We start from the raw sequence: 11,424 nt of genomic DNA, 5'->3' as shown, positions 1-11,424 counted from the left end.
GCAACGTCGACCCTCGTGGTCCCCTCGCCTGCGGCGGCGCCGGCAATCACCAGGCTCAGCGACGAGCCGTTGCACACCACCACCAACAACCTCTTTCTGCGAGGACGAAACCGACCCGGGCGTTCTCCTATGAAGCAGACGCTCGGTATCGTGCGCTGCGGAGTTACCCCCCGAGCACCTCGGCGTAGAGCTCCTCGTACGCCCGCACCATCTGGTCCACCCCGAACCGCTCGATCACCGCCGCCCGCCCGCGCATCCCCATCGCGGCCCGGTCCTCCCGCACCGCGACCGCCTCCAGCGCGGCCGCCAGCGGCTCCGGCGCCCCCGGCGACACGAGCAGCCCCGTCGACCCCTCCTCGATGATCTCCGGGTTGCCCCCCACCCGCGTCGCCACGATCGGCAGCCCCGCCGCCGCCGCCTCGATCAGCGTCAGCGAGATCCCCTCGGTCAGCGACGCGAGCGCGAACACGTCGAACGCCGGCAAGAGCTCCGCCACGTCGCCGCGCGTCCCCGTGAACGCGACCGCCCCGCCGAGCCCGAGCCGCGCCGCCTGCTCCTCGAGCGCCGGCCGCAGCGGGCCGTCGCCGATCAGCGTCAGGTGCGCGTCCGGCCGCACCTCCCGGAGCCGCGCGAACGCCGCGAGCAGCGTCGCGTGGTCCTTCTCGGGCGACAGCCGCGCGACGCACCCCACGTGGTAGCCCGACGCCGGCACCCCGAGCCGCGCCCGCGCCGCGCCCGCGTCGCCCGGCCGGAACACGTCCGTGTCCACGCCGTTCAGGATCGTCACCACCTTGGCCGGATCGACCCGCTCCACCTCGAGCGCCACCGCGCGCGCGTCGTCGCTCACCGCCACCACCCGGTCCGTGAGCGCCGCGGCCAGCCGGTTGACCAGCACCTTCCGCTTCTGCTTCGGGTAGTTGCGCCCGTGCTTCGTGTGGATGACGCGCGGCCCCCCGCCCCGCCCCGGCAGGCTCGCGGCCCGCGCGAGGCCCGCCGCCAGCGCGCCGTAGAGGTGCGGCCCCGGGTTGTGCGTGTGCACCAGCCGGATCCCCTCGCGCCGCAGCCACGCCGACAGCCGCACCGGCAGCCCCGGGTCGAGCCCGGGCCGCCGCGGCAGCACCACGAGCGGCACGCCGAGCCGCGCGAGCTCCTCGGCCAGCGCGCCGGGCTCCTCCAGCGCGCACACGATCGGCGCGAACCGGTCGCGCGCCGTCCGCTCGAGCAGCCGCAGCACCACCCGCTCGAGCCCGCCGACGTTGAGCGAAAGGACGACGTGGGCGACCTTCGCGGGCTGGCCCGGCGCGGCGCGCGGCCCCTCGCCGCCCGCCGGCCGGACCTCGGGGGCACCGTTCACGCCGCGGCCTCGCGCCCGAACTCGATCGGCACCTCGGACACCGTGAAGCGGAACTTGCCGCCCGAGGTGACCGGGATCTCGTCGACGAGCTCCACCCGGATGTCCGCCCGGTCGCCGAGGAACCGGCGCAGATCGCGCTCGATCGCCTGCGACGTCTCCGGCTGGTAACCCGCGCTGGGGACGATCCGGATCGTGATCGCCCGCGACTTGTCCTGGTGGACCTGGTACCGCTCCACCGTCGGGTTGTCCTTGAAGAAGTAGGGGAAGAACACGGCCGAGAGGAGCTGGCCGTCCGGCCCGACGATCATGTCGAGCACCCGCCCCTCGACCGAGGCGAGCAGCGGCAGCCCGCGGCCGCACGAGCAGGACTTGTCGGCCGCGACCACCACGTCCTCGTTCTTGTAGCGGATGAGCGGCATCGACCGGCACAGGAGGTCGGTCAGGATCACCTCCCCCGGCTCGCCGGGCCGCGCGAGCCGGCCGCCGCACTGGACCTCGACGAAGACGTTCTCGATGTTGAGGTGCTTGCCCTCGCGGCGCTCGCACTCCGCGCCGATCAGCATCATCTCCCTGCATCCGTAGCGATCGTAGACCGGCGCCTGGAACGCCTTCTCGATGACCTCGCGCTGGTGGGGGAAGAGCCGCTCCGCCGTCGCGATGATCCCCTTCGGCGTCGGCAGCCTGCGCCCCGCCTCGAGCGCGTAGCGCGCCGTGTAGTAGAGCGGGCTCGTGTACCCGACGATGAGGTTCGGCTGGTAGCGGAGGATCTCGTCCACCACCCCCGCGAGCCGCGCCTCCGCCAGGTTCCACGCGCTGACCGTCTTCTTCCGGAGGAACGCCTCGTGCAGCGTGCGCTTCACCTTCTTCCATCGAGGCTCGTGGGTCGGTATGCCCCAGATGTACAGCTCCTTGTCCCCGATGCGCCCGCCGGCCCACGCGTCAGCGCGCAGGGCGGCGGCCTGACGACACTCGTACGTGGTGTGATCGTAGAAGAACTGCGCCGGCTCCCCGGTCGATCCGCCCGTGCCGCTCCTGAAGAGCTTGCCGTTCCAGCCCTCGGCGATGAGCTCGCCGCCGTGCGCGCGGAGATCGGCCTTGGTCAGGACGGGGAAGCGCACGAGATCCGCGGGCGCGTGCACGTCCTTCACCCGCACGCCGTATTCCGCGAAGCGGCGCCGGTAGAAGGGCACCTTCTCCTCGGCGAAGCGGAGGGTCGCCAGCATCTTTCGCCAGTTGAGCTCGCGCAGCTCGCTCTCCGGCCGCCACTGGGACCGCTTCAGCTCATCGAGATATGTCAGCGTCGCCCTCCTTCGGAGTTTCGTCTCGTAAACGGGAAACAGCACGTTCCGGAAGAGTACTGAATACATATCTACCGACGGACGATTCTTTCGGAGCTCCGACAAACAGTCAAGCTGCCGCGGCCGCCGCGGCGCGCGCGTTTCGTGCGCTCTCACGAGGGTAACGGAGGTGTCGTGGATGGACTTCCGATCACGGCTGTTCCAGCGCCGGCGAAACCACACACCCGCTACGGGCGGCGCTCCGTCGACGCTGCGCGGCCGGCCAACACCGCGCGGCCGGCCGCGCAGCGGGGACGGGCGAGCGGGCTCGTCGCACGTCGATGCGGCACGCGGCGCGCGGCGCGCGGCCCGCGACTCGGCGCCTCATTGCAAGGTGGGCTCCGCCTCTTGCTGCCAGAGCGCCGCCAGCGCGAACGTCTTGGAGTTCTCCGGCACCGCCTGGCAGAAGCTCTGCCGCCGCGCCGGGTCGCGGATCCACTGCGCCCGCGCGACGAGCCGCTGCATCGCCACCGCGATCGCCTCGCGCGCCGCGTCGTGGTGGCCGGCGGCCCGGAGCGACTCGGCGTACACGAGCCGGATCTGCGCCTCGCCCTCCTCGGTCCCGCCGACCGACACGAGCAGCCCGAGCCCGCGCCGCGCCGCCTCGAGCGCCTCGTGGGCGCGGCCCTGCTCGAGCAGCACCCGCGCGCGCACCGCGAGCGCCAGCGCCTGGAGCGTCGGCACGTGCGCCAGCATCGCCACCGCCGCGCCCGCCTCGTTGTCCGCCGCCCCCAGGCTGCCGAGCCGGGTCAGGATCGCCGCGAGGTAGGCGCGCGACCGCGCCTCCTGCCGCCGGTTCGCCTGCGCCGCGAACGCCTCCACCGCCTCGGCCGTGACCGCGCGCGCCGCGCCGAGATCGCCCTGCTGGATCCAGAGCAGCCCCAGGTTCTGCTTCGCGAACGCCGCCACGTTGTAGAGCCCGAGCCGCTCCGCCTCGGCGAGCGCGTCGCGCAGCTCCGCCTCGGCGCGGCCGTACGCCCCGAGCTGCACGAGGCAGTGCGCCGCGTTCACCCGGCTCAGGCACGCGTTCCTGATGTCGCCCGTCTGGAGGTACGCCGGGATGCTCTGCTCGGTCCACTCCAGCGACGCCGCCGGGTCGCCGTAGCAGAGCGCCTGCGACGCGCGGAGCGCGTGGAGGCGCGCCGCCACCGCCGCGTCCCGCTCGGCGAGCGGCATCGCCACCCGCGCGAGCTCCTGCACGATCTCCTCGGCGGCGGCGTACTGGCCGCCGTGCAGGAGCGACCCGGCGATGCGCGCCAGCGCGCTCACCGAGGCGCCGGTCGCCTCGTCGAGCAGCTCCGGCGGCCCGCCGCGCTCGCCGCTCGGCCGCCCGCCCCGGAGCTCGTCGACGAGGTCCGCGAGCTTCTCGCCCATGCCGAGGCGCACGCGCATCGACGCCGCCTCCGCGGCCGCCGCGTACCAGAGCGCGCTCTTCCGCGGGAAGCCGTTCATCGCCATCACGGCGCACCGCTCGGCCTCGGCGGCCTCGCCGAGCCACTTGTGGGCCTCGGCCTGGACGAGGCGCAGCGCCGCGAAGAGCTCCCCGTCGACCTCGGCGCTCGCGGCGCCCTGCTCGGCGCGCTGGATGGCGGCGCGGAAGTCGTTCGCCCCGAGCGCCTGCTCCGCCGCGCGCCGGAACCAGATGACCGCCCGCTCGGCGTCGCCGCCGCGCTCGAAGTGGTCGGCGAGGAGCGCCGCGTCGCGCTCGCCCGCGGCCTCCAGCCACTCGCCGGCGAGCAGGTGGCCGAGCGCGCGGTCCGCGTCGGTCAGCGTCGCGTACGCCGCCTCGCGCACGAGCGCGTGCCGGAAGGCGTACTCGTCGTGGCCCCTGAACTTCCCCTCGCCGCGGCGCGCGATGAGCTCGCGATCGACCAGCACCGCGAGCCACCCGTCGACCTGCGGCGCCCGGCGCTCGCCGCCGAGCAGCGCCATCAGCCCGCCGCGCCAGAACTTCTGGCCGAAGACGCTCGCGGCCCGGAGCACGCGCCGCGCCTCGCCGTCGAGCGACTCCAGGCGGGCCTGCACCATGGACAGCACGGTCTCGGGGAGCGCCTCGGTGCGCCCCGAGGCGGCGGCGCGGATGAGCTCTTCCAGGTAGAACGCGTTGCCCCCGGCGCGCTCGCACAGCCGCGCGCAGAGGTCGGGCGTCACCGCGTCGCCGAGCACCTCGCGCACGAGCCGCTCGCTCCCCCGGCGCCCGATCTCGCGCAGCCGGATCTCCTGCACGCCGCGCGAGACCCACACCTTCGGGAAGACGGCCTCGACCTCGGGCCGCGCGAGCGCGAGCACCATGAGCGGCTGGTCCCGGAGCGCGAGCGCCGCGTCGATGAGCTTGACCGTGGGCACGTCGCCCCACTGGAGGTCCTCCAGCACGAGGAGCACCGGCTCGTCGCGGCACTCGGCGAGCACGAAGTCCTCCCAGGCGCGGCGGATCTGGTCGCCCATGAGCATCGGGTCGCTGCGCGCCGCGCGCAGCTCGACCCGGCCCTCGTCGGAGAAGTGGATCCGCGCCACCTCGCCGAGGAACTCGGTCACGCGGGCGAGGTCGCCGCCCGAGAGGGTGCGGCCCACGCGGGCGCGGAGGCGCTGCTCGCGGACCTCCTGCGGCTCGCCGCCGGACAGCCCGGCCTCGCGGCGGAGCATCTGGCGCAGCATCCCGAACGGCGAGCCGGCGCTCATCGGGTCGGCGTGGCCGAGCCAGACCTGCACGCGCTGCTCGCGCTCCTCGACGCGGCGGAGGAACTCGTAGCGCAGCCGGCTCTTGCCGAGGCCCGCGGGCGCGGTGATGAGCACGGCGCGCGCGGTCGGCTCGGAGAGGCACTCGTCGAGCACGGCGTCGAGGATGGCGAGCTCGTGGTCGCGCCCCACGAACGGCGTCGTCCGGCCGAGGAGGGTGCGCGCCGCCTCGACGAGGTCGCGCTCGGCGCGGAGCACGAGGCCGGTCGCGTCGCCGCCGACGTCGAAGCGGGCGTCGAGCAGGCCGGCCATCACCTCGTCGAGGCGGACGGAGCCGCCGTCGGCGCGGTCGAGCAGGCGCACGGCGCGGTCGATGGTCGGGCCCATCGGGAGGCGGTCGTCGGCGGAGCCGCGGCCCGCGACGAGGGCCATCTGCACGCCGGGCAGGAGGTCGCGCACCTCGAGGGCGCACCGGGCCGCGCGCGCCGCCTGGTCGGTGATGAGGCCGCGCCCCTCGAGGGTGATGAGCAGGAGCCCGTCGGCAAGCGTCTGGAGGGTCCCGCCGAAGCGGGTGGCCACGCGCTTCACCTCGTCTTCCGAGACGGTGCGCGCGAGGGGCATGGTCATCGGGAGGGTCATCGGCATGGTGGGCCCTTGCCAGGCCGGCGCTTCCGGCTGGCCCACCCGGGCGAGCATCAGGCAGACGGTCCGCCGCTCGCCGGTCGTGAGCGCGCTCGCGCGCCGGCTCACGGGCGCCGGGGGGGTGCTCTTGATCTCGCCGACGCGGAGCAGCTCGAGGGCGACGGCGGCGCCGTTCGCGGGCCGCTGGGCCGGGTCCTTGGCGAGCATGTGCGCGACGGCGGCGTCGATGCTCTCGGGGATGTCGGCGCGCATGTCGCGGAGGCGGGGCGCCTCGTCGAGCACGACGCGGAGGAGGGCGGTGTGGATGTCGTCGCCGACGAACGGCGGGCGTCCGGTGAGGCAGTGGAACAGGACGCAGCCGAGGGCGAACACGTCGGCCGCGGTCCCGACGGCGCGCTCGCCGCGCGCCTGCTCGGGCGCCATGTAGAACGGGGTGCCCATGACGACGCCGGTCATGGTGAGGGGCGCGAGCGAGGTGAGGCGCGCGATGCCGAAGTCGAGGAGCTTGACCTGCTCGACCGACTTGTCGACGAGGTAGAGGTTGCTCGGCTTGAGGTCGCGGTGGACGACGTTGTTGCGGTGGGCCTCGGCGAGGGCCTCGGCGACGCGGAGGCCGAGGGTGACGCTCTCGGCGACGGTGAGCCCGCGGCGGCGGAGCCGGTCGGCGAGGCTCTCGCCCTCGAGCCACTCCAGGGCGAGCCACGGCTCGCCGCTCTCGGTGGCGCCCTGGGCGATGTACCGGACGATGCCCGGGTGCCTGAGCTCGGCGAGGACCTGCGCCTCGCGGGCGAAGCGCTCGCTGTGCTCGAGGCCGCGGCCGGACATGACCTTGAGGGCGGCGGTCTCGCCGGTGTGCCGGTCGAGGGCGCGGTAGACGGAGCCCATCCCGCCCGACCCGGCGAGGCGCTCGATCAGGAAGCGGTCGGCGACGATGTCCCCGGGTTTCATCGGGACGGCGAGTATCACACGGAGGGCGGACCGAGAGGCGAGATCCCGGCGCCCGTGCGCGGGACGGGGCCGCCGGCGGCCCTGGCGCGCGGGGAGCGGAGGGCGGTGGAGCCGTGGGGAGGTGGGAGGAGCGGCGAGGAACACCGCGGGGCTGCGGGGAGGGACGCCAGGTGTGCCCCGCCGTTTACAGAGCGGCCTGCAAAATGACACTACGTGTGCCCCGCCGTTTACAGAACGGCCTACAAAATGACACTACGTGTGCCCCGCCGTTTACAGAGCGGCCTACAAAATGACGCTATGTGTGCTCCGGTGCTCACGGATCGGGGTGTGGAGCGGCTTCCGAGGTGTCCCGGGGTCGGCGCGGGGGGCTCCGTCGCGAGCTGAGTGGTCTCGATCTCCCGCGGAGGGCTCCCGCGGAGGGTCTCACCGTGCCGCTGAGATGGTCGAGAGGGAGAGATTTCAACGCAAAGGCGCAAAGGCGCAAAGACGCAAAAAGGCGGGATGGGATGAGCGACGACGAGACAGGCACGGTCGTCCTGGATGTTGGGAGCTCATCGCATGCGCCCTTGATGTCCTTGGAGATGCCTTCACCAGGATGGCCGTACCAGCCCCGATGCTCCCCGCTCTGGCAAGCAACTCCCTTTTGCCCCCTTGCGCCTTTGCGTTAAATCTCCCCTCTCTCTTTTTTGCGCCTTTGCGCCTTTGCGCCTTTGCGTTAAATCCCCCTCTCTTTTTTTGCGCCTTTGCGCTTTTGCGTTAAATCTCCCCTCTCTTTTTTGCGCCTTCACGCCTCCGCATTTTTTGCGTTGAGCTCTTCCCTCGCACATCTCAGCGCCCTTCATCGACCTCCCGGCAGCCGCCTCGGCGACCGCGCCGGGCTGGCGCATGGCGCCGCACGCTCGCGCGGCGCGTCGTAGGTGTGATACCGTGCGGACCCATGTCTGCGCTTGTTCTGCCTACCGTCGAGATGCTCGCTCCCTACGAAGCGGGAAAGCCGATCGAGGAGCTCGCGCGCGAGCTCGGCGTGACCGACGCCGTGAAGCTCGCCTCGAACGAGAACCCGCTCGGCCCGAGCCCGCGCGCCGTCGAGGCGGCGCGCCGGGAGATCGCGAACATGCACTTCTACCCGGACGCGTCGGCCTACCGGCTCCGCGAACGGCTCGCGGCGATCCACGGCGTCGCCATGGAAGAGGTCGTCCAGGGCAACGGCTCGAACGAGCTGCTCGACCTCATGGTGCACACCTTCGCGACGCCGGGGTCGCACATCGTCTTCGGCGATCCGGCCTTCGTCGTCTACAAGCTCGCCGCGCTCGCGTACGGCGTCCCGTTCACCGCCGTGCCGCTGCGGGACCTGCGCCACGACCTCGAGGCCATGGCCGCGGCCGTCACCCCGAAGACGCGCCTCCTCTTCGTCGCGAACCCGAACAACCCGACCGGCACGCACGTGAGCCGCGGCGCGGTCGAGCGCCTGCTCAAGGAGGTGCCGCCCGAGGTCGTCATCGTCATGGATGAGGCGTACATCGAGTACACCGACGCGCCGGACTTCCCGGACTCCATGCGCCTCCGCCACCTCCGCGAGCGGCTCCTCGTCGTGCGCACCTTCTCGAAGATCTACGGCCTCGCCGGCCTCCGCGTCGGCTACGCCGTGGGCCCGGCCAAGCTCATCGACTACATGAACCGGACGCGCGCGCCGTTCAACGTGAGCGCGATCGCGCAGGCGGCCGCCATCGCGGCGCTCGACGACGCCGAGCACGTCGGGAACAGCCGCGCGCTGAACCTCCGCGAGCGCGACCGGCTCACGCGCGAGCTCACCCGGCTCGGGCTGTCGGTGGCGCCGAGCCAGGCGAACTTCGTGCTCGTCGACGTGGGGCGGCCAGCGCGCCCCGTCTACGACGCCCTGCTCCGCAAGGGCGTCATCGTGCGGCCGTTCGGCAACCTGCCGACCAGCCTGCGCGTCACCATCGGCACCGAGCGCGAGAACCAGCGCTTCCTCGACAGCCTGGCGGACGCGCTGAAGTGATGCCCTCGGGAGCGCCGGCCCGCCGGGCGCGCTGAAGCGCGCTCGGCGAGGCGCCCCCTACCCGCGCTTCGACGCCGGCCCCGCATAGCGCGCCGCCGCGCGCACCATGCCGCCCAGGCTCAGCGGCACGAGCGTGACCAGCCCGCGCCCCTCCGCCGTGCCGGGGTGCGCCGACACGAAGCAACGGACCGACGGGTTCTCGTAGAGGTGCAGAAAGCCGCAGTCGTCGGCGGGCTCGTCCGCCCGCCCGGCCTCGAAGACGAGCGGGCTGCCATGCTCGCTCGACTCGAGATCGAACGAGGCGGCGAGCTCCGCCATGAGCGCGTCGGCGCCCGCCACCTGGCTCTCGACCGGGCCCGTGTGGGTGATGTCGACGAACCGCGAGAACAGCGCGTAGCTCGACGGGTGCGCGAGCGAGCACAGGCAATGGACCGGTCGACCCGGGTGGGCGAGCATGTAGCGGATCAGCCGCTCCAGGACGAGCCGCAGGACGACATCGCCGACGAGGCGCAGGGCGCCATCGCCGCCGGAGCGCCCGCCGAGCGCGCCGGACTCGCCGCGGAAGATCGCGACCGTCGCGCCGGAGGACTCCCGCTCGAGGATCTCGACCGCGAAATAGCCGACGAGCTGACCGCCCGCGCCCCGGTGGAGCACGATCGCGCCGTGCTCCGCGCCGGCCTCGACGACGTGGCTGGCGAAGCTCCGCTTCCGCTGCGCGCCCTCGAAGATCCGGCGGCGGAGGGCATAGAGCTCGTCGACGAGGATCTGCTTTTCGTCCGGCGTCATCTCGCGTGGAACAACGACCTTGATGGAGGTCTGCTCGCTCATGGATTCCTCGATGCCTGTCCTGTCGGCCGCCTCGGCGACGGGACGGCGGTTCGCCGGCGCCCTCGCGCCGCGCGCGACGAGAGCGCCGCCGAGGGCCGCGCCGTCGCCGCCGCGTCGAGCGCGCCGCACCGGCGTCAGCGAGGTTGAGCAATGGCGGTGCCAGGGGTGGGAGGCGTCGCGAGCGACCCGCGATCGTGCCGTCGGCGGCGCATGGGTCGCCGCCGCGGGCGCCACGCGCCGCGCTGGACGCGCCCGGCGGCCCGCCGGACCGGCGGGCCGTCGAGGCGCGGCCGCTCCGGCCGGACCGCGCGGCGGAGCGGGTGCGGCCCGCAGGCATCAGGCCGGCAGACCTGAGGTCTGCCGGACGCTCCGCGCGTGGAGGGGCGCTTACGTCTCGGACCGGTCGAGGCGCGGCCCCGGCGCGAAGCGGATCGGCAGGCGGGTCGGGCCGAGCACGTGGATCGCCCGGCGCGGCTCCCACGGCGCGTCGCTCGCGAGCCGGAGGTCCGTGAGCCGCGTCACGAGATCCGACAGCGCGATCCTGGCCTCGAGGCGCGAGAGCGGCGCCCCGAGGCAGAAGTGGAGCCCGTGCCCGAACGCGACGTGCGGGTTCGGATCGCGCGCGATGTCGAAGCGGTGGGGATCGCGAAACTGCTGCGGATCTCGGTTCGCCGAGCCGATCATCACCAGCACCGGCTTGCCGGCCGGGATCACCTGGCCGTGCATCGGGACGTCGCGCTTCGTCACGCGGAACATCGCCTGGACCGGCGAGCGGTAGCGCAGGACCTCCTCGATCGCGGCGGGCAGGAGCTCGGGCTCGGCCCGGACGCGGGCGAGCGCGGCCCTGTCCTCGAGCAGGCACAGGACGGCGTTGCCGATCAGGTTCGTGGTCGTCTCGTGGCCGGCCACGAGGAGGAGCTGGAAGAAGCCCAGGATCTCGTCCTCGCCCAGCCGCTCGCCGTCGACCTCGGCGTCGACGAGCCGGGTCAGGAGATCGTCCCTCGGCGCCTCCCGCCGCTCCGCGATGAGGCCCCTCAGGTAGGCCTGCATCTCGGCGCTCACCGCGGTGAACGCGGCGATCGCCCGGGCCCCCGCCTCGGTGCCCGAGACCGTGGTGCTGAGGTCGAGGATCACGTCGCTCCAGCGCTTGAACCGCGGCTGGTCCTCGATCGGCGCGCCGAGCATCTCGGAGATGACGAGCAGGGGGAGCGGGACCGTGTAGCCCTCGACCAGATCCATCTCGCCGCGCTCGATCGCGCGGTCCAGGAGCCCGCGCGACAGCTCGCGGACGCGCGGCTCGAGCGCCGCCACGGCCCTCGGGGTGAAGGCGCGCTGGACGAGGGCGCGCAGCTTCGCGTGGCGCGGCGGGTCCATGAAGAGGAGCCACTCGGAGGTCCTGTTGCCCGGCGGCGACACGACGGAGCTGAACGCTTCATGGTCGTGGAGCGCCCGCTTCACCCCGTCGTAGTCGAAGATCATCCATGTGTCCGAGGGGGGATAGTGGAGCACGGGAGAGCTGCTCCGGAGCTGGTCGTACAGGGGGTAAGGGTTTCGGCGCATCTCGTCCGAGAACAGGTTCATCGCTCACGACCTCCGTCGCGAGCCACGGTAGGATTCGA

6 protein-coding genes are annotated in these 11,424 nt (G+C 73.2%); 1 reads left to right on the top strand and 5 read right to left on the bottom strand.

The genetic code is table 11. The features are described 5' to 3' along the window. Positions 1–163 precede the first annotated feature (163 nt). The 3 genes from WME98_RS21760 to WME98_RS21750 form a co-directional block, all read right to left on the bottom strand. Positions 164–1,354 carry a glycosyltransferase family 4 protein gene (locus WME98_RS21760; protein WP_437953021.1) on the bottom strand — a complete coding sequence of 397 codons (1,191 nt, stop codon included), beginning with the start codon at positions 1,352–1,354 and terminating at the stop codon, positions 164–166. Next, complete coding sequence (locus WME98_RS21755) at positions 1,351–2,697, bottom strand: phenylacetate--CoA ligase family protein (protein ID WP_437953020.1); 1,347 nt, start codon at positions 2,695–2,697, stop codon at positions 1,351–1,353. Before WME98_RS21755 ends, WME98_RS21760 begins: the two co-directional genes overlap by 4 nt. Before the next feature lie 318 nt (positions 2,698–3,015). Further along, complete coding sequence (locus tag WME98_RS21750) at positions 3,016–6,957, bottom strand: protein kinase domain-containing protein (RefSeq protein ID WP_437953019.1); 3,942 nt, start codon at positions 6,955–6,957, stop codon at positions 3,016–3,018. Between the two features lie 937 nt (positions 6,958–7,894). Between WME98_RS21750 and hisC the strand changes: the two genes are divergently transcribed. Further along, positions 7,895–8,977, top strand: a complete 1,083-nt coding sequence (gene hisC / locus WME98_RS21745) for a histidinol-phosphate transaminase (protein ID WP_437953018.1) — start codon at positions 7,895–7,897, stop codon at positions 8,975–8,977. Between the two features lie 57 nt (positions 8,978–9,034). Here the strand turns inward: hisC and WME98_RS21740 are convergent, their stop codons facing one another. Both WME98_RS21740 and WME98_RS21735 read right to left on the bottom strand, forming a co-directional pair. Next, positions 9,035–9,805 carry a hypothetical protein gene (locus WME98_RS21740; RefSeq protein ID WP_437953017.1) on the bottom strand — a complete coding sequence of 257 codons (771 nt, stop codon included), beginning with the start codon at positions 9,803–9,805 and terminating at the stop codon, positions 9,035–9,037. 387 nt (positions 9,806–10,192) lie between these two features. Continuing rightward, the gene (locus WME98_RS21735; RefSeq protein WP_437953016.1) at positions 10,193–11,386 is read right to left on the bottom strand and encodes a cytochrome P450; all 1,194 of its coding nucleotides are present in this window, start codon (positions 11,384–11,386) and stop codon (positions 10,193–10,195) included. Positions 11,387–11,424: the final 38 nt, after the last annotated feature.

Origin of the sequence: Sorangium sp. So ce296 (genome assembly GCF_051529605.1) — a bacterium.
GTDB classification, from domain to species: Bacteria; Myxococcota_A; Polyangia; order Polyangiales; family Polyangiaceae; genus Sorangium; species Sorangium cellulosum_D.
The sequence above is the reverse complement of the archived record's forward strand: the minus strand, read 5'-3'. Positions and strand labels throughout refer to the sequence as shown.